This window comes from Parachitinimonas caeni (assembly GCF_030129945.1).
GTDB classification, from domain to species: domain Bacteria; phylum Pseudomonadota; class Gammaproteobacteria; order Burkholderiales; family Chitinimonadaceae; genus Parachitinimonas; species Parachitinimonas caeni.
The window spans coordinates 73,070-95,598 of record NZ_JARRAF010000011.1; the positions used below are offsets into that span (position 1 = coordinate 73,070).

A 22,529-nucleotide genomic window follows, 5' to 3' on the forward strand; every position below is an offset into this window, starting at 1 on the left:
GTTTGCTAAACGGTGCGCACCCTGCTTTGCCCCGCTTCAAAACTTGGCCCGGCGCGACCGGAAAACAGACCGTCAACAGGGCCAAGGCAGAGTGAAGGGCGCTGTACGAGGGCGCTGATGGCGAGGAGGCCGTGGAGGTGCAGATGGATACAGGAATCAGCGTTGAGTTGTTTGCCCCCTGCGGCTGGCAGGTTGGGCAGCATGCCGTTGCCGATGACGCCAAATTGCTGCTGCGCGTGCTGGCCATGCTGGAGTCGGCGCAGCCGGGCGTTGAAGAGGTGATGCGACCGGATGATCAGCACTGGCAGGCGCTGGAGGCGAGGGTGGATCTTTGCCTGCATTTACTCAGCGAGTTGTTGAGTGCCCAATCACCGCCACCGCCTGCAGTGCCGATCAGCCTGTCCTGCGAAGGGGCGCGGTTCATCAGTCCGCATCCGCTAACGCCGGGGGAGCGGGGCGTATGGTCTGTCTGGCTGGCAGATCGGCTGGCCAAGGCGTTACGGCTGGACACCGTCGTAGAAACGTGTCAGCCACACCCGCAGGGGTACCAGTTGCAGGTGCGATTCGCGATCGACGACGAAGCACTGCAGGACTGGGTAGATAAAACCGTATTTCGTCGGCATCGACGAGAAATCCAGCGAATCAGAAAGGCCGAACATGGCATTTGAATTTCCCGCACTGCCCTCATCCTGGCAGGCGTGGTTACAGACCGAAACCACTCAACCCTACTTCAACCAACTACAGCACTTCCTGGCTGCCGAGCTGGCAGCCGGCAAGCAGATATTCCCGGCCGTCGAACATTGGTTTGCTGCGCTGTCGCGGGTTGACCCGCAAGCAGTTAGGGTGGTGATCCTGGGGCAAGACCCTTACCACGGACCCGGCCAGGCCCACGGTTTGAGCTTCTCGGTACCGCCTGGCGTCAGGCCACCTCCTTCACTGATGAATATTTTCAAGGAAATCGAGCGTGATCTGGCCATCGCGATGCCCTCTCATGGCTGCCTCGATGCCTGGGCCGGGCAGGGGGTGTTGCTGCTCAATAGTGTCCTGACGGTGGAGGCGGACTCCGCAGGCTCACACCGCAAGCGCGGTTGGGAGCGCTTTACCGATGCCTTGATCAGCAAGCTAGCGCAGGAACGCCAAGGGATAGTCTTCATGCTCTGGGGTGCCTATGCCGAAGCCAAAGCAGGCTTGATCGACGCTGATCGCCACCTGATTCTACGCTCGGCTCACCCCTCGCCCTTATCGGCCTATCGGGGCTTTCTGGGTAATCAGCATTTCTCCAAGGCCAATCAGTACCTCTCCAGCCGCCACAGCCAGACTATCAACTGGCAACTTTGAGCCACCGATTCGCGATGCCGGTCGGGAAGCTGGGCCGTCATGCGAAAAGTGCTGCGCCACTGAAGACGAGTCTTTACTTGCTGCAGGCACAGTCTAAGCTCGTACATGAGTGCTCACTTATTGCACGGGTTTGGAACCTATTCGAGATCTTGCCGCACGTTCCGATCAGGATTGGCTGCTGAAGGGAGGCCCCGGCGCAGTCAACCCTTCCTGATGCCTGGCGCGGCTTCCCGTCTGGCCAGCGCCGAGAGGGATGGATCTTGATGGGCCCCTCGATATTCACCCTCCCGGCGACACCGGCATGTTTCGTCTTTGGCAATCAAGCATAGGCTTTCGTCTTAATCTGCTGTTTGTCCTGATCGTCACGCTACTGCTGACGGTTTCGGGCATGGTTTCGTATTTCAATACTCGTCATGTACTGGAAGAGCAGTATCAGGAAATCCAGCAGCGGCTGCGTGAGCGCCTGAAAATCAGCTTGCCGCCACCGATTTGGGATCTGGATACCCGCAAGATCGAGCAGAACATCGAGGCCGAGATCAAAAGCCCGGTGCGGGGTATCGAGGTGTACGGCGAAGAGAATACCCTGATGGCCAAACGGGGGGCTGGCAGTAAAGATGCTTCGCTCGACAAGCTGGAATTTCATCTCAGCTATCAGCGAGGCAATGAAAATGCAGAAATTGGACGGGCGGTGGCCTATCTGAGCCGTGACGAGATGAACAGCGCCTTGCGGGTTCAAGTGCTTTATAAATTCGTCGAAATTGTTTTGCTGGACCTGGTGCTGCTGGCTGCTCTGTCCATCAGCCTCTCCCGCAACGTGCTAAGCCCGCTGCGGCAGCTCAAGGAAGCGCTGAACACGGCAGCCGAAGCCACCGACAGCTCGGGTGAGATCCAGCTGCCTGAGGTGCGAAAGGATGAGCTGGGTGAGGTGGCGCGCGGCTTCAACCGCATTTCTCAGCGCCTGGCCGATGATCTTGAAAGACGCTCGGTTGCTGAAGACCAGATTCGCAAAGCCTACGATGAGCTGAAGTCTACCCAGGACAATCTGGTCCAAGCCGAGAAACTGGCTGCGCTAGGTAGCCTGGTGGCAGGCGTTGCACACGAAATCAATACGCCGGTGGGCGTGACGGTGACCAGTGCCACCTTGCTTGCGCAGGAAACTCGCAAGTTCAAGCAGGCGGTGGATGGCGGGGCGGTGAAGAAGTCCGATGTCTTGTCTTATGCCGAGACGGCCAGCGAATCTTCCGAGCTGATTCTGGCCAATGCCGAGCGTGCCGCGCATCTGATCCAGAGCTTCAAGCTGGTGGCGGTAGACCAGACCAGCGAGGCACGTCGTTATTTCGACGTTGGTGGTTATATCGACGAGATCATCACCAGTTTGCGCCCCAAATTCAAACGTACCTCGGTGGCGATCAAGAATGAATGCAGGGCAGACATCCGCGTGGATAGTTACCCAGGGGCATTCGCCCAGGTAGTTACCAACTTTGCCATGAATGCCTTGATGCATGCGTTTGAAGAAGGGCAAGCCGGCTTGCTGACCATTCGCGCCAAGAAGGAGGATGAGCGCGTGGTTATCGAGTTTGAGGATAACGGACGTGGCATATCTCCCGAACACTTACCCCGGATCTTTGAGCCATTTTTTACGACAAGGCGTGGCACCGGCGGCAGTGGCTTGGGTCTGAATATCGTATATAACATCATCACCAAGAAGCTCGGTGGGCAGATTCAGGTGAAGAGCGTGGTGGGCAAAGGAACACTGTTTATTCTGACGCTGCCATTGGCAGCCCCAACGCCTGGAGAACCTAATCATGGCGGCGAATGATGCTTCAAGCGACGATGAAGACTGGCTGGTGGACGATGTCTCCCATCCGGTTGCACAAGGGCCCGCACTGGCCCCCTGGAAGGTGCTGGTCGTAGATGACGAGCCGGATATCCATTCGGTTACCAAGCTGGCAATTCGTAGTGTGGAGTATGCGGGACGCGGCTTGTCCATTCTTGGCGAGATGAGTGCGGAAGGCGGATTCCGGGCATTGCAGGAACATCCTGACGTTGCGCTGGTGTTGCTGGATGTTGTGATGGAAACCGAAGACGCCGGGCTAAAGCTGGTCAAGCGGATTCGTGAGGAGTTGGGCAACAAGCTGACCCGGATCGTGCTGCGTACCGGTCAGCCAGGGCAGGCGCCTGAGCAGGAAGTGATTCTTGGTTATGACATCAATGATTACAAAGCCAAGACTGAACTGACCGCGCAAAAGCTCTATACCACGGTGATTTCTTCTCTGCGTTCCTACGAGACCTTGCTGGCCCTCGAACGCAGCCGACAGGGTTTGAGCAAGATCCTGGAAGGCTCATCCAATCTGTATCAGCTGCACTCGCTGCGAGAATTTGCGTCGGGGGTGCTCAAGCAGATTGGTGCCATATTGAATGTGGGTACCGAAGGCATACTCTGCGTTGCAGAACCCCGCCAGCCTGACTCGCCAGACTTGCAGGTGATCGGCGGTACCGGCATGTTTTCGGACCTCGCCGACTCCGGGCGGATCGGCAACAATCATCCGGTATATCCAATGCTGGCGCGTGCCGCCAACGAGCGGCGCAGCATTTTTGATCATCCGAATGAGGTGCTGTACTTTCCGACGCAGTCAGGGCGAGAGTTCGTAGTGTACTTCACCCCCCCTTGGCCACTGACCGAAGTCGAGCGCGACTTGCTGGAGGTCTACTGCAATCGCATTTCTGCCGCGTTCGACAATCTGTACTTCTATTCACAAATGCAAAGAGCGCAGGAGGCGACAGTGGTCGCCCTTGCTGATTTGGCCGAATACCGGGATAACGATACCGGTGAGCATGTGCAGCGTGTGCAGCGATGGTCTACAGCAATTGCCCAGAGGCTGAAAAGCAAAGGGCTTTACGTTGAGCAGATTACCCCGCGTTTTCTGGAGCTGATTGGCATGGCCAGCATCCTGCATGATGTCGGCAAGGTCGGCACACCCGACCATGTGCTGTTCAAACCGGGCCGGCACGACCCGGATGAGCGCGTCATCATGGAACAGCATGCAAAGGTTGGCGCCTCTATTCTGAAGAAATCTGCTGGACTGGTGGAGGGAACCAGCTACCTCTCCATGGGGGCCGAAATAGCAGGGGGGCACCATGAACATTATGACGGTCAGGGGTATCCTAATCGTCGCAAGGGTGACGCTATCCCCCTGTCTGCCCGCATTGTGGCGGTGGTTGATGTGTTTGATGCCTTGATTCATAAACGGCCCTATAAAGAACCTTGGCCGCTGGAAGAAGCCATCAAGTACATTCAGGATCGCTCTGGCACCCAGTTTGATCCAAACGTGATTGACGTGTTTCTTGAACTGGTCAGAGAGCAACCACCAAATAGTTGCTCATCTGAAGGATAGGTTTTTACGATTTACTAGAAAACGCTTGACGAACCCCCCGAGCCTTTTTATACTGCACGTCCTTTCCCTGATAGCTCAGTCGGTAGAGCGACGGACTGTTAATCCGCAGGTCCCTGGTTCGAGTCCAGGTCGGGGAGCCAAATTTAGAAAAGCCCGGTTTAACCGGGCTTTTTGCATTTTAAGATCCGCCCGCCACGTACTGCGTCTGATTTGCTTGTGCCCACCTCCAGAGTCAGCGCCTGCTTCAGGAATACCCCTTTCACATATGCCAGAAAAATGCCCACCGAAGAGGTGGGCATTGCGTAAATTTCTACGGCTATCGCATCACAGCTTGCTTGGCCAGGGTTAATTATCCAGGTCGGCTTCATCCATCCAGGCTAGCTGGATGGCTTCCAGAATTTTCTCGCCGCAATGCTTAGGGTCGTCACTAAATCCTTCCAGCTTTAACACCCAGTTCATCAGCTCGGTGAATCGAATGGTTCGGGGGTCGATATCTGGGTATGTGTCGGCCAGGGCGATGGCGATGTCGCGCGAATCAGTCCACTTCATGCTTGGTTCTCCTGCTTGATGTCAACAATGGCCAACCCATCTACAACAACGGTCATCTGATGAGGAGTAATGCAGAAAACGCTGTTTGGGGTGCCGGCAGCTGCCCAGACCGATTCGTATTGCAGCAGATCTGCATCCATCAACACGATAGGTGGTTCAAGATGACCGACCGGCGCAACACCGCCAATCGAAAAGCCTGTCTTGTTTCGCACAAATTCAGCATCAGCTTTGGTCAGGGGCTCGCCAACATGCTGACTGACTTTGGCTTCATCCACCCGATTGGTGCCCGATGTAATCACCAGAACTACACGATTCGACAGGGTGCTGCGCAGAATAATTGATTTGGCAATCTGCGCGATGTCACAACCAATTGCCGCAGCCGCATCAGCGGCAGTTCGGGTGGAAGCTGGAAACTCTCGTATTTCCAAGCGCACTCCCTTGGCGGCAAGAGCGCTGGCTACCCGAGCGGAGCTACCTTGGCTTGTCGAGGAATTGTCCATGTTCAGTGACGTTCCGAGGCGTGGTTGATGGTGTATTTGGGAATTTCAACGACCAGATCTTCGTCTGCAACAATTGCCTGACAGGAGAGTCGGGAGGTCGGCTCCAGGCCCCATGCCTTGTCCAATAAATCTTCCTCGATCTCGTCGGCATCGCCCAAGGTCTCGAAACCCTCGCGAACCACAATGTGACAAGTCGTGCAGGCGCAGGACTTCTCGCAGGCGTGCTCGATATCGATTTCATTTTCAAGCAAGGCATCGCAGATGCTGGTGCCGGGTTCTACTTCCAGTACGGCACCATCCGGGCAGAGTACGGCGTGGGGTAGTACAACAATTTGCGGCATGTTTTCCCTTTCGGCGGATGGCAAGTGGTCCCAGCCAGTACTGGTGCCAGGTCTTGCTACCGGTGCTACTTAAGATTTGAAAGTATGGCTTCGTGGGTATTGGGTGGCAGGTTCTGCTGCAGAACGCTCTTAGCCCAATTCATCTATACGTTGACCTGCCAGCGCCTTGCGTACGCCAACATCCATGCGACGAGCGGCAAAAGGCTCGGTGATTCTATTCAGCTGTTCGGTAGCTTCACGTATCGCTTGAATATCTTCACCTTGCTGGCAAATTTCGAGCTGAGTGAGTAACTGCATGATGTTGCCGTGCTCATCCGGCGAGACGAGTGCGCTATCGGTTGCCAGGGCACTGCGTGTTGCATCAAGCAAAGCCTGGGCCTCCACTCGCGCTTCGAGCAGGTTGCGCGCATTTTTGTCTTGCTCTGCATTCTGCATGGAGTCTTCCAGCATCTGAGCAATTTCGTGGTCTGCCAATCCGTAGGAGGGTTTGACGATGATACTGGCTTCGACATTGCTGATCTGTTCTTTAGCGGAAACAGCAAGCAAGCCGTCAGCATCAACCTGGAAAGTGACGCGAATACGTGCGGCACCTGCAGGCATTGGCGGAATGCCGCGCAACTCGAACCGTGCGAGCGAGCGGCAGTCTTGTACCAACTCGCGTTCGCCTTGTAGCACATGAATGGCCATTGCGGTTTGACCATTCTTGAATGTGGTGAACTCTTGCGCGCGCGCAGTGGGAATTGTGCTGTTTCTTGGCACAATTTTCTCGACCAGCCCACCCATGGTTTCGAGACCAAGAGAGAGGGGGATGACGTCCAGCAACAGCCACTCTTCATCCCCACGGTTACCGGCCAAAGCATTCGCTTGCATGGCTGCACCAAGAGCGACCACTTTGTCGGGGTCCAGATTGGTGAGGGGTTCTCGCTTAAAATAGTCGGCGACGGCTTTGCGAACGTGTGGCATGCGGGTGGCACCACCGACCAGCACAACACCTTTGACGTCTTCAGTGGCAAGCTGCGCATCGCGGAGTGCTTTGCGCACTGGCGTAAGGGTTTTCTGCACCAATTGGGCGGTGATGGTCTGAAATGTCTCCGCCGATAATTCCAGATCAATGGCCTCGCCATCGCTGAGTACTGCGGTAATCCGGGTTGTGTGGTGGTCGGTGAGCAGCTCTTTGGCCTCCCTGGCGCGGGATAGCAGAAGCCGCATATCTTTATCGGAAGGGGTGGTGAGGCCCGCCTGCTGCAGAATCCAGCAATACAGGCGCTGATCGAAATCATCTCCGCCGAGTGATGAGTCGCCTGATGTGGCACGTACCTGAAACACTCCGCGTGTCAGTTCTAAGACGGAAACGTCAAATGTGCCGCCGCCCAAGTCGTAGACAACATAGATCCCCTCTGCGGCATTATCGAGACCGTATGCGATTGCAGCCGCAGTGGGTTCATTCAACAGCCTGAGAACATTTAATCCTGCAAGCCGTGCTGCATCCTTGGTCGCTTGCCTTTGCGCATCATCAAAATAAGCGGGGACAGTCACAACCGCGCCAACCAGCTCTCCACCCAGGCTTTGTTCTGCTCTGATTCGCAGCTCGCGCAGAATGTCGGCAGAGACTTCAACCGGGCTTTTTTCGCCAGCAATGGTTTTGATTTTCAGCATGCCAGGCGCATCCACAAAGCGGTATGGAGTGGAGGAGGCATCTGGCAGGTCCGCTACACTTCGGCCCATAAAGCGTTTCACAGAAACGATGGTGTTGCGGGGATCGTCAATCTGGCGCGCTTGTGCTAAATGGCCGACCGTCACGCTGTTGTCCGCCGTGTAATGAACAACGGAGGGAACTAAACCAAATCCTGCCGTATCCGGCAGAACGACGGCGGAGCCACTACGGACGGTCGCGACCAGAGAGTTGGTGGTACCGAGGTCAATACCTACAGCGAGGCGGTGCTGATGGGGGGCAGTAGATTGGCCGGGTTCGGCAATTTGGAGCAGGGCCATGACTATAGTCTCGGGATTCTTGGAGTTTGGATCGGAAAACCTTACGTCATCAAAGCCTGGTGACCGCCATATCCAGGCGGTGGGTAAGGTTAGGGGGTAGTACGCAGCAAGAAGGCTAAAACGGATTGTTTATCCTGATGCGGAGGGCATCCATGAGCATTGACGAAAGGCTGGCGCTTTTCCGTTCAGTCTAGAAGTGCTTCGATGGCATCACCTATTTCCTGCTCAAGCTTCTCGATAAAGCGCAGCTTGCGCACGACCAGCCCAGCACGATTGAAGTCTTGCTTGTCGTCTATCAGTCCGGCGATCAGAGTAGTTAGACTGCGGGATTCGGACCGAAGTTGGGTTGCCAGTGCTTCCAATTCATCTAGATCGTGGGTTTGCTTTGCCTCAGCAATCGCTTCACGCCATTCCATCTGCTGCATCAGGAAATCAGCAGGCATTGAGGTGTTGGTTTCTTCCTGGGTATCAAAACCTTGCAGCTTCAGCAAATATCTAGCTCGCGCCAAGGGCGACTTCAAAGTATGAAAGGCATCATTGATGTGCGTTGCAGCCTGCAGAGCGAATCGTTTGTCAGAATCTGAACCCGTCACGGCGCGGTCTGGGTGGTACTGAGCTTGCAGAGTACGGTACACCGCTTCAATGTCTACTACATCTTGCCGGAATTGAACGGGCAGACCGAATAGTGAAAAGTGATTATCGGAGAAGTCGAAGCTCATGGTTCTCGAATGCGATCAGGAAGTCGGCCGTTCAGGCTGGTGCGCTTATTGCAATGTATAGCTTCACACATTGAAACTTTCACCACAGCCGCACTCGTTCTTTACATTCGGATTGTTGAACTTGAAACCTTCGTTCAGACCTTCCTTGACGAAATCCAACTCAGTTCCGTCTAGATAGGGCAGGCTCTTGGCGTCGGTGAATAATTTCACGCCAAAACTCTCGAATACCAAGTCATCGGGAATCGGCGTATCAACAAACTCAAGCTTGTAAGCCATTCCAGAACAACCTGAGGTCTTGACGGCCAAGCGCACGCCAACACCTTTGCCTCGTTTGGCAAGAAAATTTGCAACATGATTGGCTGCTTTTTCGGAAAGTGTCAGAGCCATAAGATTCACCTATTTCAAACTAAGCGCGCATGAGCAGAGGGGTGACCGGACTAGTCAGTTACCGTGCTTGTTCTTGTAGTCAGCGATGGCTGCCTTGATGGCATCTTCCGCCAGAATCGAGCAGTGGATCTTGACAGGGGGCAGAGCCAGCTCCTCGGCGATCTGGGTATTCTTGATGGCGAGTGCTTCATCAAGCGATTTTCCTTTGACCCATTCCGTTACCAGCGAGCTAGATGCAATCGCTGAGCCGCAGCCGTAGGTCTTGAATTTTGCATCCTCAATGACGCCCTGTTCGTTGACCTTGATCTGTAACTTCATGACATCGCCGCAAGCGGGGGCGCCGACCATTCCGGTACCGACAGACCCGTCACCTTTGTCAAACGAGCCTACGTTGCGTGGATTCTCATAGTGATCGATTACTTTGTCGCTATATGCCATCTCAATACTCCTGAAGCCCACTTCCCATCTGGTGCAGCACGAATTACTAGGAAGGGAACCTGCAATGTTTCGTAAATATCGGGTTCGGTGAAACAGCTGGGCTTAGTGTTCAGCCCACTGCACAGAATTTAGATCAATGCCTTCTTTATACATTTCCCATAACGGGGAAAGGTCACGCAGTTTGCCGATTTTCTGCTTGAGCAATTCCGCCGCAAAATCAACTTCTTCGACCGTTGTAAAGCGGCCAAGGGTAAAGCGGATCGATGAATGTGCCAGCTCATCAGAACGACCGAGCGCACGCAGGACGTATGAAGGTTCGAGACTGGCGGACGTGCAGGCCGATCCGCTGGATACGGCTAGATCCTTGATTGCCATGATCAATGATTCGCCTTCAACATAGTTAAAGCTGACGTTGAGGTTATGCGGAATGCGTTGTTCCATTGTCCCGTTTACGTAAACCTCTTCAATGCTGGAGAGCCCAGCCCAAAGACGGTCCCGCAACATCTGAATGCGCTCCAGTTCGGTAGGCATTTCTTCGCGCGCAATTCGGAATGCTTCACCCATGCCGACGATCTGATGTGTGGCCAAGGTGCCAGACCGCATGCCACGTTCGTGCCCGCCACCGTGCATCTGAGCCTCGAGTCGGACTCTTGGCTTGCGGCGGACATACAAGGCGCCAATGCCTTTGGGGCCGTAGGATTTGTGGGCCGAAAAGCTCATCAGATCAACTTTCAGCGCGGCCAGGTCTATTGCTACCTTGCCGGTGGACTGCGCTGCGTCCACATGAAAAATGATGCCGCGACTGCGACAGATCTCACCAATCTCTGCAATGGGTTGAATCACCCCGATTTCATTGTTGACATGCATGATCGACACCACAATGGTGTCCGGCCGCAGGGTATTTACAAATGCGTCAAGATCCAGCAAGCCATCGGGTTTCGGGTCGAGATAGGTAACCTCGAAGCCTTCGCGTTCCAGCTCACGCATGGTATCGAGCACTGCTTTATGCTCGGTCTTCATGGTGATCAGGTGCTTACCCTTACTTTGATAGAAGTGCGCAGCGCCTTTGATGGCAAGGTTGTCAGATTCGGTTGCACCTGAAGTCCAGACAATTTCCTTAGGGTCTGCGTTGACCAGTCTGGCCACTTCCTCTCTGGCCTCTTCTACGGCCGCTTCCGCTTCCCAGCCGTAGCTGTGTGAGCGTGAGGCAGGATTGCCGAAGTTGTCGGTCAGAAAAGGAATCATCTTTGCCGCGACACGCGGATCGACCGGTGTCGTCGCCGAATAGTCGAGGTAGATGGGGCGCTTTGACATGGTGTGTTTTCTCCAGTTTTCGGATCGGTTGGTACTCAGGCTTCGATGCTCAATGCCGAGCTGCGGCCCCGACGTTTATCCCGTTGATCTTGCAAAATGGTTACCTCGCAACCTTCTTTCTGGCGCTGTCGCTCTATCAGTTGCGCCAGGGTTACGGATGCCAAGTAGTCATAAATGGTGCGATTGAGGTTAGCCCACAGGTCATGGGTCATGCAGCGACCTTCTTCCAAGCAGTTCTCTTTGCCCCCGCATTGAGTAGCATCTAGCGGCTCATCAACGGCAGTGATGATTTCTGCAACGGAAATCAATTCAGGGTTCTTGGCCAAACAATAGCCACCCCCCGGCCCGCGGACACTTTCTACCAATTCGCGACGGCGCAGTTTGCCGAAGAGCTGTTCAAGGTATGAGAGCGAAATCTTCTGTCGTTCGCTGATGCCTGCCAGGGTAACGGGCCCACACCGTTCTCTCAGAGCCAAGTCAAGCATGGCGGTAACCGCAAAACGGCCTTTGGTGGTGAGTCGCATGGGTGACAGAGCCTCTCAGTGATGCGCCTGTTGGTTGCCAAGGGTGCTTGAAAGGGCGTCAAACCTTTGCAAACAACGCAAACTATAGAATACCCCACTGTTTTAGTCAACCATATACCATAGTGGTTTAGTCAACTATTGGAACCTGTTCGCGACTTGCTTTGAAAGAGGTTGACTCTGATGCGGGCGAATGAATCTGTGGCTGTTGGGTACTACCAAATAGCCGAAAGCCGACCTTGCGCTAGCGAGATCGGCTTCCATTGGCAGGAGGTGTTGATGCGAATAATCTTCCCGTTTAACCAAAGAGCCACATCACGTGGTTGATGACCGAATCGACACAAATCCACCAGCCCCCAATGCGGCTTGAGTGCTGAGGCGCCAAGGACTTGGCTGCGAGGATTCGAGGGACACTAGCCATTTTTGCTGGGCAAGTGGGGAATCCAGGGTGGCGCTGTAGAAACCATTCTTCAAAGTCAGTGGCACCAGCTTGTCATGCTCAGACCGGGTAGGGTGAGCCAGTCTCAGTAGAAGCTGCGATGGTAGTGCCTGTTTCATTGTCAGCATGACCCGTAGATCTTTTCCGTCTGCTCCGATCATGACCTGCGCGTCAACTCCTAAAGAGCGGGCTGCTTCGATCCGGTGAATGTCTTTGGCGACTTCTTTACCTCGAACGTAGTAGTCATCAACAACCAAACCATCATCCGATTTGAATGCGAGCCAGAAAGTGGCGATTCCGGCGATTACCGCGACTGCGGGGCCGGCCGCCAGTAGCCAAGGCCATCGATGTTGGTACCAGGCTTCGTGCTTGAGGGCTTGTTGTGAACTCATAGGATTCTTGCTTGTATATATTTCAAGGTTCAAGTTGGGCATCAGCGACCGATGAAGGCGGCTTTTTCCTTTACGGAAATGGAAGGCGCATCGACGGCTTGCACTTCAAACCAGATCTTTTTGCTGCCACGTGTCGCATGTTGCGGCTCCACCTGGACTCGAACACTGGCAACTTCCGCTTCAGCTGGCCCTACTACAATCTCTCGCCGGGTATCACCTTCGATTTTTACGTCAGGCAATCCACCCACGCGGATGACGTAGCGATGCTGTTTCTCGTCAGCATTCTGAATATTCAGCCGGTAGCTGTTTTCAAGCAAACCCTCGTCGGTTTCGCGAACCAGCGCATTACGATCCCGCATCACATTGACTTTAAGGGGGACTCGCATGTAGAGCGAAGCGGCCATGATTGATGTGACAGTAAGCAGGATCAATCCATAACCAATCACCCTTGGACGGGCAATGTGCTTGACGAAATCCTTTTCTGGATAGCCATGCGACAGGGCTTTTTCTGTGGTGTACCGAATCAGGCCTCTTGGGTAGCCCACCTTATCCATGACACCGTCACAGGCATCGATACAGGCGGCGCAGCCGATGCACTCATATTGCAGGCCGTCACGAATATCGATTCCGACGGGGCATACTTGCACGCAAATGGTGCAGTCAATGCAATCGCCCAACCCCTCGGCCTTGTGATCGGTACCTGAACGTCTGCTGCCGCGCGGGTCGCCGCGTTCTGCGTCATAGCTGATAATCAGCGTATCCGCGTCGAACATCGCGCTCTGAAAACGAGCGTAGGGGCACATGTACTTGCAAACCTGTTCACGCATCCAACCGGCATTGCCATAAGTGGCGAAACCATAGAAAAGCACCCAGAAGGTTTCCCATGGGCCAAATGAAAGAGTCGGGACGGCGGCCAGCAGATCGCGAATAGGTGTGAAGTAACCGACGAAGGTGAAGCCGGTCCAGATTGAAAACAGTATCCAGAGTAAGTGCTTGGTCGCTTTCAGCCTGAATTTATGCGCTGACATTGGTGCTTTGTCGAGCTTGATTCGAGCAGGTCTATCCCCTTCAATCCACTTCTCCATCCACAGGAAAATTTCCGTGTAGACGGTCTGTGGACATGCGTACCCGCACCATAGTCGCCCGCCGACTGAGGTCCAGACGAAAAGCCCCAAAGCGCTGATCAGGAGGAGGGAGGTTAGGTAGATGAAGTCTTGTGGCAGGAAAACAAAACCGAAGACAAAGAATTTCCGGTTTACCAGATCGAACAGCAACATCTGCCGGTCATTCCACTGAAGCCAGGCGACGCCATAGAAGAATAGTTGAGTTGCAATAACGAAGAAGATGCGCCAGTTGTTGAAGCGGCCGGTAACCCAGCGAGGGTAGATTTTCTTGTGTGTCTCATAGAGCGCCACCTGTTCCATTTCCACCTCGGCTGGCTCTGACGCAGGCGGAACTACCTTGATGGGAATGCCCTTGAACTCATTCTTCGACATGGTGACTCCTGAAACGATTGTCGCAAGCAAACGGAGGGGCCTGTTTGCGACAAGCGTCTGTATGAAGCGGGGTGACTGGCGCGGCGGGGCCAATAGCCGGTTAACTGGCTATCGGCCCCATGCCAATAACTACATCGTTGCGTTATTTGGCTTTTGCTGCTTCGCCTTCCTGATGTGACAAGCCATAGACGTAGCCCGCCAGCAAATGCACCTTGGCATCACCCAGGAACTCCTTCCATGCCGGCATATAATTTTTCCGACCGTTGGTGATGGTTTCGATGATGGTTGTTTCAGAGCCGCCATATAGCCATGTCTTGTCCGTCAGATTCGGCGCACCAATTGCTTGGTTTCCTTTCCCGTCCGGACCATGACAGGCTGCACAAACGGTCTTGAAGTTGGCTTCACCGCGTGTTGCACGTTCGGCATCGAATTTTTTTCCAGCGATCTTCAGGACGTGGTTGGCAACATCCTTCACGCCCTCTTCGCCAAACTGGGCACCAAACGCAGGCATCTGGCCACCACGACCATTGCTGATAGTTTCAACAATTTTTTCGGGGGAGCCGCCGTAGAGCCAGTCATCGTCGGTCAGGTTCGGAAAACCTTTGGCGCCGTGTGCATCGGAGCCATGACACTGGATACAGTAGGTCATGAAAAGACGCTGACCGATTTCGCGTGCTTCTGTGCTCTTGGATACCGCAACCACATCCTGCTGCATGAATTTGTCGTACAGCGGTTTGATTTCGGCGTCCTTCTTGTCGCGCTCCTGTTTGAATTGCCCGGCAGCAGTCCAGTTGTTGCTTCCCTTCCAGACAACAAGCCCTGGATACAAGACGAGATAGCCAATCGCGAAGAAAATGGTCAGATAAAACAACCACATCCACCAGCGAGGTAAAGGATTGTTGTACTCCTCCAGATCATCATCCCACTTATGACCAGTGACATCTGCTTTCTGGCCTTTGGGTAGCTTGACCACGCTTTGTGAGCGCAGCAGGTACAGCAAGCCAGCCAGGGAAATGACCACGATTGCTGCAATGTAAATTCCCCAAAAACCGCTGCTAAAGTCTTCCATTCTTTTTACTCCAATCCGCGTCCCAGGCGCTTGCCGGGCTTGGGTGTGTCGTCATCGTCTATCGGTTGCTGGGCAGCCTCTTTGAACTTTGCTTGCGCTGGCTTGCCCCAGGCCCAGAAGAAAATCAGGGCAAAGCAAATAAAGCCAGCCAGCGTTACGATTTCACGCAACAGGTTCTGATCCATGATTTACCTCACGTTCTTGAGGGCTAGTCCCAGTCCTTGCAGATAGGCAATGACAGCATCCATCTCGGTTTTGCCTTCGACAGCAGCAGGCGCATCCTTGATGTCCCCATCGGTATACGGCACACCAACCTTACGCAAGGCGGTCATGCTGGCAACAACACGACTACCTTCGAGTTTGTTGTTGGCCAGCCACCAGAAGGCCGGCATGTTGGATTCAGGTACAACGTCCCGAGGGTTCATCAGGTGAACTCGATGCCACTCATCGGAGTAACGGCCGCCCACACGCGCCAAATCAGGACCGGTGCGCTTCGAGCCCCACTGGAATGGGTGGTCGTAAACAGACTCCCCTGCAACCGAATAGTGGCCATAGCGTTCGACTTCTGCCCGGAAGGGGCGAATCATCTGGGAGTGGCAGTTGTAACAGCCCTCGCGCAGATAAACATCTCGCCCGGCCAGTTGCAGGGCGTTGTATGGCTTTACGCCGGGGATGGCCTCGGTGGTGGATTTCTGGAACATCAAAGGCACGATCTCAACAAGACCTGCGACACTGATGATCAGAATCGTGAGCACGATCAGGTAGCCAACATGCTCTTCGATCAGTTTCTGTATTTTTTCCATGTCTGATGTTCTCCCAATCAGGCGTGAGCAGGTGCCACAGCTGGGATTGCTGCGTCTTCAGCACGGCCCGCCATAACGGTACGTGCAACGTTGTAGGCCATCAGCAACATACCGAGGAGATACAGCGCGCCCCCCGTTACCCGCACAATGTAGTAGGGGTAGGTTGCTTTGATTGACTCGATGAAGGCATAAGCCAAGGTACCGTCGGGGTTGGTCTGACGCCACATCAAGCCCTGTGTAACCCCAGCAATCCACATTGCGGCGATATAGAGCACCACGCCAATTGTTGACAGCCAGAAGTGCGTGTCAATCAGACGAACGCTCCACATGGAGTCACGGCCAAACAGACGAGGAATGAGGTAATAGATTGAGCCGATCGAGATCATCGCGACCCAGCCCAAGGCGCCGGAGTGAACGTGACCGATTGTCCAATCCGTGTAGTGAGACAGGGCGTTTACAGTCTTGATCGACATCATCGGACCTTCGAAGGTGGACATGCCGTAGAACGAAAGCGCGGTAATCAGGAACTTCAGAATGGGGTCAGAACGCAGTTTGTGCCAGGCACCCGACAGCGTCATGATGCCGTTGATCATGCCGCCCCAGCTGGGTGCCAGCAGAATCAGCGAAAACACCATACCCAGGCTTTGTGTCCAGTCGGGCAAGGCGGTGTAGTGCAGGTGGTGCGGACCCGCCCACATGTAGGTAAATACCAGCGCCCAGAAGTGAACTACGGACAGGCGGTAGGAAAATACCGGACGACCAGCCTGCTTGGGCACGAAGTAGTACATCATGCCGAGGAACGCTGCGGTCAGGAAGAAGCCCACAGCATTATGGCCATACCACCATTGAACCATTGCATCGACGGCGCCGGCATAGACGGAATAGGACTTCCACATTGAAACGGGCACGGCCAGGCTATTGACGATGTGCAGCAGGGCAACAGCCAGAATGAAAGCGCCGTAGAACCAGTTCGCTACGTAGATGTGCTTGATCTTGCGCTTGGCCAGTGTGCCGAAGAACACCACTGCATAGGCAACCCAGACCAGTGTGATCAGGATGTCGATTGGCCATTCGAGTTCGGCGTATTCCTTGCCTGAGGTAATCCCCAATGGCAGCGTGACAGCGGCGGCCACAATTACCAACTGCCAGCCCCAGAACGTGAAGGAAGCTAGCGCATCGGAAATCAGCCGGACCTGGCTTGTTCGCTGCACAACATAGTAAGAAGTGGCGAACAGGGCGCAGCCGCCAAACGCAAAGATCACCGCGTTGGTGTGCAATGGGCGCAGGCGACCGAAATGGAACCAGGGACCGAAATTCAGTTCAGGCCAAGTCATCTGTGCGGCACAGATGACACCGACCAACATACCTACGATGCCCCAGACGACGGTCATTATCGAAAATTGCCTGATGACCCGGTAGTTGTAAGTTTCTCCCGGGCTGGCTTGACCGCGTCCCCTTGTATCGGGGTGGGATGCGGGGTTGGCTTGCATTGAGGTTCTCCAAAAGTGGCAAAGTCGATTCGACGCAATAGAAAATCGCCACCGTAGTACTTCGTGGCGGTGTGCCCCTCAGTATAGGAAGGGCAAAGGATAGCGGTGCGGCGACACCACAAACGTCAAACAAATGTAAGGCTGGGCGGTTGGGCCCGTGTTGACCCAGATCAAGTTGGCAGGGTCAAGAAGTGTTGCGTCGCAGCAATTTTAAAGGGGGGGATCTGTGGGAAAGGTGCGACAAATCGCCGCATGTATGATGATTTGCTTACTATACCGCTTGACAGCTGTGCATGAAATTAACCTGCTTTATCGAGAAAGATTAGTTAATTCATATGGATAAGGCGTTGTAGTACTTCAGAGGAGTGTTTGCTAGTCAATCGGGCGATGTGGTAACAAATGTTGGGTAAATACATTAGCTAACACTGATGCTCTCGCGAAAAAAGTGACTCGATACTTGAGAGCCGCCCCGTGATTGTGGCCAAGAACGCAACACAGACCTTATTGACCTCTGTCGCGATGACCTGATCCTGCCTCTTGAATAAGGTATCGGACCAAGGCTGGCACCGCTGTAAAGAACTTACCCCAGTATGTTTCTTGCACGGGTGCCGGGTTGGATGACAACTCATGACTCCTTGTCGAGAGGGGGAGGGGTGTCATCGTCATGCAGTATGCGGTGGGCAGGCCCTTCAAGGTCGTCGAACTGGCCCGAGCGCGATGCCCACCAGAACAATGCGCCGATCAGGAATGCCAACAGGACGGACAGGGGAATCAGAAGATAGAGGCTTTGCATCCATCCATTCTGACATAGCCGCCTTATCCAGACACAGGCGGTTATCAGAGTACCTTGCACGCTCGGCGGATCTGACTTGTGGATAACTCCCTGGTCAATTGGCATAGTGCCATGCATGCATGGATTTAAGAGTTTTGACATTTCGGTAAGTTTCATTACCCAGAATTGCCGGGGTACACGAGAAGTCCTCTGGGTTTTCATCAATCGAGATTGCTTATGATCGTGCGAAAATAGAAAAATGCTATTGACTGTTTAGCTTGCTCATTTAAGTTAAATTAACTTCCATTTGGCTTAGTTAAAATGACATGCAAATTTAGATAATGCTAAATTAGGAAATTCTGATTTCCTCTGTATTGGAAATGTCCTGATCAAATTTGCTGATAAATTCTGAGGCGTGGGAATAATTTTCCTTTTTGCGGGAATGGATAATATGAACTAGAAGTTCCGGCAATTGCTCTGTGCTATCTATCGATAAATGGGGTTTTTCCGAGCAGGTATCACTCATTCAAACAATATGGCCAAGAACGGGCAGTGCGAGCTTGGTGGCGATGCAATGGTGCGCATCCTTTGCTACATTGCTGCCCAATTCTGGCTGGGATACCTCACTGGCCAGCCAACTGATCAACAATCTAGGAGTTTTCATGCGCCTCGGAACACCACTTTCGTCTTCTGCCGTCAGAGTCATGCTGTTGGGTAGTGGCGAGCTGGGGAAGGAAGTTGTCATTGCCCTGCAGCGGCTGGGTGTTGAAACCATCGCGGTTGACCGCTATCCCCATGCGCCCGCTCATCAGCTTGCCCATCGCCACCATGTAATCGACATGACGGATCCTTCCGCGCTACGTGAACTGATTGAGCGGGAGCGGCCGCACTTTGTCGTACCGGAGATCGAGGCAATCGCTACTGAGCTCTTGCTGGAAATCGAGCGCGAAGGCGTGGCTGAAGTGATCCCGACGGCCCGTGCCGCCAATCTCACCATGAACCGAGAAGGAATACGGCGCCTTGCCGCAGAAGAGCTGGGCCTGCCGACCTCTCCATATCGTTTTGCTTCCAGCCTGGAAGAACTGCAGGAAGCTGCGGAAGTGGTTGGATTCCCTTGTGTTATCAAGCCTGTCATGTCGTCTTCGGGCAAGGGTCAGTCCGTAGCAAAGAATCCCGACGATCTGGCTAAATCCTGGTCTTATGCCCAGAGCGGCGGGCGCGTTGATCGCGGGCGTGTCATTGTCGAGGGTTTCATTGATTTTGATTATGAGATTACGCAGTTGACGGTTCGTGCTCGGGGGGCGGATGGCGGGATCGAGACGCACTTCTGTGAGCCGATTGGGCATCTTCAGGTGCAGGGTGATTACGTTGAGAGCTGGCAGCCACAGCCGATGTCGCAGGCAGCACTGTTGCGCGCACGAGAGATCGCTAAAGCGGTGACCGATAATCTGGGTGGGCGCGGGCTCTATGGGGTCGAGCTGTTTGTGAAAGGCGATCAGGTATGGTTTTCGGAAGTGAGCCCGCGCCCGCACGATACAGGTTTGGTGACCTTGGCCAGCCAGCGCTTGTCGGAGTTTGAGCTACATGCTCGTGCCATTTTGGGGTTGCCGGTCGATGCCGGCTTACGCAATACGGCAGCCAGCGCGGTCATCTATGGGCAGTTGGAAGCGAAGGCGATTGCGTTTGAAGGGATTGCACAAGCCATGGCGATTCCGATGTCCGACTTGCGTCTGTTTGGTAAACCGGAGTCTTTTGCCCGTCGGCGCATGGGGGTTGCGGTTGCAGCTGGGGAATCGATTGATCAGGCCAGAGAGAGAGCTCGCCATGCGGCATCCTTGGTTCGCCCTGTATCAGGAGAAGCGTGATGACACATCCAGATCAGGCCTCTCAGCCATATCATCTGCTGGGCGGGGAGGCGATTGTGCGGCGGGTGGTAGACCGCTTCTATGACTTGATGGACAGCGATCCTCGTGCCGCCGCGATTCGGGCCATGCACCCTGCCGATTTGACCTCGTCCCGCGACAAGCTGTTTATGTTTCTGAGTGGCTGGCTTGGCGGGCCTTCGCTGTACATGGAGCGCTACGGACACCCAATGCTCAGGGCACGTCATCTGCCGTTTGCAATTGATGAGTCAGCCAGAGATGCCTGGCTGATATGCATGTATCAGGCACTTGATGAAACCCCGATGGAACAGGCGCTGCGCGACCATCTGGAAGAAGCGCTGTTCCGGACAGCGGACTTCATGCGCAACCAATAAGCGGTGATTCGCGTCGGTATGTTTTGGAAACGCTCGTTTACAACTGACAGCAGGCGCGAAAAATCTGGGTTACAAAGCGGGCTTAGGATGAGGCTGTCGATTCAACGAATTTCCGCCTCAGGAGGCCACCATGAAAGCCGTAACCCTCATTACTTCATTTGCCCTGACTCTGAGCGTACTTGCCAGTGGTATTGCTTATTCCGCGCCGGATCATGAGTCAAACGCAGCTGGACACTTTCGGATAAGCACGCTGCAGTCCCAGCTGAAAGCAGCGCATGATGAACTCAAGCTATCTGCTGCGCAGGAGGCGCTGTGGCAGGATGCCGAAAAGTCATCCAAAGCCAACCGGCAGGGAATGCAAGAACGAATGAAGCTGGTGCATGAGCAGATCCAGACGGAGAAGTCCAAAGACATCCTCGACTTGCAGAAGATCTCGGACTTGATGGATCAAAATATGGCCGCAGCGCAGGCCGCGCACAAAGATGGGCGTGAGAAATGGCTGAAGTTGTATGCCAGTCTTTCCGCTGATCAGAAAGTAATTGCCAGCCGTTACATCAAGCAGGGAATGAGCCGTATGGAAAGGATGCGCATGCACGGCATGCATGTGCGGTGATGTTTATAGCCTTTTGATTAAAAAGTACTATCTCTCCATCTCTGCGACGAGCAGTCGACAGGCCTCTCTTGCTTCAATATTGCGAGCCAACCCGTTAACGGTTGGCTCTTTGCCATTTGGCGAGGCTGAAATTGTCGCCGCCGTAAGATGGGGCCCGCATGCACAGCTTTCCGACGACTAGACTGGGCGCTAAAATCGACTGAATAAACCCTGCAAAGCGTTGGCGCATATGCTTACCGGGCATGCCATCAATGCTGTATTTCCACTCAATCCGGGTCTTCTAAGGTTTCTTGATGCGCTTTCTTCTGAGCAATGATGACGGTTATTTTTCCCCCGGACTGGCTGCATTGGCCAAGGCGCTCCAACCTCTGGGCGAAGTCATCGTAGTTGCCCCAGCTCGTGATCGCTCCGGTTCCAGTAACTCTCTTACGCTGGATCGCCCCCTTTATTTACGCCAGGCAGCTTCCGGTTTCTATTATGTAGATGGCACGCCGACAGACTGCGTGCATCTTGCCGCCACAGGTCTGCTGGATGGTATGCCGGATATGGTGATTTCCGGCATCAATAACGGCGCCAATATGGGCGACGACACCATTTATTCCGGGACTGTTGCTGCAGCAACCGAGGGGTATTTGCTCGGTATCCCGTCCCTCGCATTGTCCCTGATCGAGCACGGCAGTCCTTATGTTGAAGACGCTGCCAGAGTTGCGGCGGACATCGTGCACCGCATGTGTGAGGAGCCGAGCCGAGGTGCCTTGCTTCTCAATGTGAATATCCCAAGCTTGCCATACCAGGAGCTGAAGGGCTGGCAGGTCACCCGTCTTGGGCGGCGCCATAAGGCTGAGCCTGTGGTCAAGGCACAAGATCCTCGCGGCAACACCGTTTACTGGGTTGGGCCGGTTGGTTCGGCCCAAGATGCCGGGGAGGGCACCGATTTCAACGCGGTTGCCAATGGTTTCGTATCGATAACCCCCTTGCAGATTGACTTGACTGCACATCGTCAACTGGACTTCGTAAAGACATGGCTAACAGCGTGAATGCTGATTACTCGGGCATCGGCATGACCTCGGCCCGTACCCGTGGCCGAATGGTTGAACGGTTGCGGACTCAGGGCATCAAAGATGAATCAGTGCTTGCAGTTATGGGGGCTTTGCCCCGGCATGTGTTTGTCGATGAGGCGCTGGCTCACAGAGCCTATGATGATGTCGCCCTGCCAATTGGACACGGTCAGACCATCAGCCAACCCTACATTGTTGCGCGAATGTCTGAGCTGGCAGTGAGTGCGTTGCGCCGGGAACGCGTGCTGGAAATCGGCACTGGCTGTGGGTATCAATCAGCCGTGCTTGGCAAATTGTTTAAAACGGTCTTTTCTGTTGAGCGGATTGCTTTGCTGCTCGACAAGGCACGCAGCACGCTGCGTGAATTGCAAGTCAATAATGTGCGCTTGCGACATGCTGATGGTCATTTGGGCCTGCCGGAATCAGGCCCTTTTGACGTTGTAATCATGACAGCTGCTGCATCCCATTTACCGCTATCGCTGCTGGAGCAACTGGCACCAGGTGGGCGGTTGATTTTCCCTTTAGGTACTACAGACCAGGAACTTCGCGTGATAGAGCGAACCCCTGATGGATTTGTCGAAGTGCGCTTGGAGAAAGTGCGTTTTGTCCCCCTTTTGCCCGGTCTGGCCTGAAAACTCATCCTGAT

25 protein-coding genes and 1 tRNA gene are annotated in these 22,529 nt (G+C 54.2%); 10 read left to right on the top strand and 16 right to left on the bottom strand.

Annotated features, from left to right (window positions below):
* The first annotated feature begins 143 nt into the window (after window positions 1-143).
* From PZA18_RS11305 to PZA18_RS11325, 5 genes are all read left to right on the top strand, one after another.
* Entirely contained in the window at window positions 144-668 is a 525-nt protein-coding gene (locus PZA18_RS11305) for a PilZ domain-containing protein (protein WP_284100953.1), read from the top strand.
* Complete coding sequence (gene ung / locus PZA18_RS11310) at window positions 658-1,338, top strand: uracil-DNA glycosylase (RefSeq protein WP_284100954.1); 681 nt, start codon at window positions 658-660, stop codon at window positions 1,336-1,338. Before PZA18_RS11305 ends, ung begins: the two co-directional genes overlap by 11 nt.
* 253 nt (window positions 1,339-1,591) lie before the next feature.
* Window positions 1,592-3,157, top strand: a complete 1,566-nt coding sequence (locus PZA18_RS11315; protein WP_284100955.1) for a sensor histidine kinase — start codon at window positions 1,592-1,594, stop codon at window positions 3,155-3,157.
* Window positions 3,144-4,733, top strand: a complete 1,590-nt coding sequence (locus PZA18_RS11320; RefSeq protein ID WP_284100956.1) for a DUF3369 domain-containing protein — start codon at window positions 3,144-3,146, stop codon at window positions 4,731-4,733. Before PZA18_RS11315 ends, PZA18_RS11320 begins: the two co-directional genes overlap by 14 nt.
* Window positions 4,734-4,797: 64 nt before the next feature.
* Window positions 4,798-4,873 (top strand) — tRNA-Asn (locus PZA18_RS11325).
* 205 nt (window positions 4,874-5,078) lie between these two features.
* Here PZA18_RS11325 and iscX read toward each other — a convergent pair.
* From iscX to ccoS, 16 genes are all read right to left on the bottom strand, one after another.
* Window positions 5,079-5,282, bottom strand: coding sequence for a Fe-S cluster assembly protein IscX (gene iscX / locus PZA18_RS11330; RefSeq protein WP_284100957.1), 204 nt, complete (start codon window positions 5,280-5,282; stop codon window positions 5,079-5,081).
* Window positions 5,279-5,782 carry a YbaK/EbsC family protein gene (locus PZA18_RS11335; RefSeq protein WP_284100958.1) on the bottom strand — a complete coding sequence of 168 codons (504 nt, stop codon included), beginning with the start codon at window positions 5,780-5,782 and terminating at the stop codon, window positions 5,279-5,281. Before PZA18_RS11335 ends, iscX begins: the two co-directional genes overlap by 4 nt.
* 2 nt (window positions 5,783-5,784) lie before the next feature.
* Window positions 5,785-6,123 carry an ISC system 2Fe-2S type ferredoxin gene (gene fdx / locus PZA18_RS11340; protein WP_284100959.1) on the bottom strand — a complete coding sequence of 113 codons (339 nt, stop codon included), beginning with the start codon at window positions 6,121-6,123 and terminating at the stop codon, window positions 5,785-5,787.
* Window positions 6,124-6,252: 129 nt separating this feature from the next.
* Entirely contained in the window at window positions 6,253-8,115 is a 1,863-nt protein-coding gene (hscA, locus tag PZA18_RS11345; RefSeq protein WP_284100960.1) for a Fe-S protein assembly chaperone HscA, read from the bottom strand.
* A 185-nt stretch (window positions 8,116-8,300) separates the two neighbouring features.
* On the bottom strand, window positions 8,301-8,834 hold the full coding sequence (gene hscB, locus PZA18_RS11350) for a Fe-S protein assembly co-chaperone HscB (RefSeq protein WP_284100961.1): 534 nt from the start codon (window positions 8,832-8,834) through the stop codon (window positions 8,301-8,303).
* A 63-nt stretch (window positions 8,835-8,897) separates the two neighbouring features.
* On the bottom strand, window positions 8,898-9,221 hold the full coding sequence (gene iscA / locus PZA18_RS11355) for an iron-sulfur cluster assembly protein IscA (protein WP_284100962.1): 324 nt from the start codon (window positions 9,219-9,221) through the stop codon (window positions 8,898-8,900).
* A 54-nt stretch (window positions 9,222-9,275) separates the two neighbouring features.
* Window positions 9,276-9,659, bottom strand: a complete 384-nt coding sequence (gene iscU / locus PZA18_RS11360; RefSeq protein WP_284100963.1) for a Fe-S cluster assembly scaffold IscU — start codon at window positions 9,657-9,659, stop codon at window positions 9,276-9,278.
* 102 nt (window positions 9,660-9,761) lie between these two features.
* Window positions 9,762-10,973, bottom strand: coding sequence for an IscS subfamily cysteine desulfurase (locus tag PZA18_RS11365; RefSeq protein WP_284100964.1), 1,212 nt, complete (start codon window positions 10,971-10,973; stop codon window positions 9,762-9,764).
* Window positions 10,974-11,008: 35 nt separating this feature from the next.
* Window positions 11,009-11,497 (bottom strand): Fe-S cluster assembly transcriptional regulator IscR, encoded by a 489-nt coding sequence (iscR, locus tag PZA18_RS11370; RefSeq protein WP_284100965.1) that lies wholly within the window; start codon window positions 11,495-11,497, stop codon window positions 11,009-11,011.
* Window positions 11,498-11,809: 312 nt separating this feature from the next.
* Window positions 11,810-12,325, bottom strand: a complete 516-nt coding sequence (locus PZA18_RS11375) for a FixH family protein (protein ID WP_284100966.1) — start codon at window positions 12,323-12,325, stop codon at window positions 11,810-11,812.
* A gap of 41 nt (window positions 12,326-12,366) precedes the next feature.
* Entirely contained in the window at window positions 12,367-13,821 is a 1,455-nt protein-coding gene (gene ccoG, locus PZA18_RS11380) for a cytochrome c oxidase accessory protein CcoG (RefSeq protein WP_284100967.1), read from the bottom strand.
* 142 nt (window positions 13,822-13,963) lie between these two features.
* On the bottom strand, window positions 13,964-14,890 hold the full coding sequence (gene ccoP / locus PZA18_RS11385) for a cytochrome-c oxidase, cbb3-type subunit III (RefSeq protein WP_284100968.1): 927 nt from the start codon (window positions 14,888-14,890) through the stop codon (window positions 13,964-13,966).
* A gap of 5 nt (window positions 14,891-14,895) precedes the next feature.
* Window positions 14,896-15,075, bottom strand: a complete 180-nt coding sequence (locus PZA18_RS11390) for a cbb3-type cytochrome oxidase subunit 3 (protein ID WP_284100969.1) — start codon at window positions 15,073-15,075, stop codon at window positions 14,896-14,898.
* Between the two features lie 3 nt (window positions 15,076-15,078).
* Window positions 15,079-15,693, bottom strand: a complete 615-nt coding sequence (gene ccoO, locus PZA18_RS11395; RefSeq protein WP_284100970.1) for a cytochrome-c oxidase, cbb3-type subunit II — start codon at window positions 15,691-15,693, stop codon at window positions 15,079-15,081.
* Window positions 15,694-15,710: 17 nt separating this feature from the next.
* Complete coding sequence (gene ccoN, locus PZA18_RS11400; protein WP_284100971.1) at window positions 15,711-17,183, bottom strand: cytochrome-c oxidase, cbb3-type subunit I; 1,473 nt, start codon at window positions 17,181-17,183, stop codon at window positions 15,711-15,713.
* Between the two features lie 625 nt (window positions 17,184-17,808).
* Entirely contained in the window at window positions 17,809-17,976 is a 168-nt protein-coding gene (ccoS, locus tag PZA18_RS11405) for a cbb3-type cytochrome oxidase assembly protein CcoS (protein WP_284100972.1), read from the bottom strand.
* 641 nt (window positions 17,977-18,617) lie between these two features.
* Here ccoS and purT point away from each other — a divergent pair.
* The 5 genes from purT (at window position 18,618) to PZA18_RS11430 (ending at window position 22,515) form a co-directional block, all read left to right on the top strand.
* Window positions 18,618-19,820, top strand: coding sequence for a formate-dependent phosphoribosylglycinamide formyltransferase (gene purT / locus PZA18_RS11410; protein WP_284100973.1), 1,203 nt, complete (start codon window positions 18,618-18,620; stop codon window positions 19,818-19,820).
* Window positions 19,820-20,212, top strand: coding sequence for a group II truncated hemoglobin (locus tag PZA18_RS11415; RefSeq protein WP_284100974.1), 393 nt, complete (start codon window positions 19,820-19,822; stop codon window positions 20,210-20,212). The genes purT and PZA18_RS11415 overlap by 1 nt, the downstream gene beginning before the upstream one ends.
* Window positions 20,213-20,342: 130 nt before the next feature.
* Window positions 20,343-20,825, top strand: a complete 483-nt coding sequence (locus PZA18_RS11420) for a periplasmic heavy metal sensor (protein ID WP_284100975.1) — start codon at window positions 20,343-20,345, stop codon at window positions 20,823-20,825.
* Window positions 20,826-21,118: 293 nt separating this feature from the next.
* Window positions 21,119-21,862, top strand: a complete 744-nt coding sequence (gene surE / locus PZA18_RS11425) for a 5'/3'-nucleotidase SurE (RefSeq protein WP_284100976.1) — start codon at window positions 21,119-21,121, stop codon at window positions 21,860-21,862.
* Between the two features lie 23 nt (window positions 21,863-21,885).
* Window positions 21,886-22,515 carry a protein-L-isoaspartate(D-aspartate) O-methyltransferase gene (locus tag PZA18_RS11430; protein WP_284101027.1) on the top strand — a complete coding sequence of 210 codons (630 nt, stop codon included), beginning with the start codon at window positions 21,886-21,888 and terminating at the stop codon, window positions 22,513-22,515.
* Window positions 22,516-22,529: the final 14 nt, after the last annotated feature.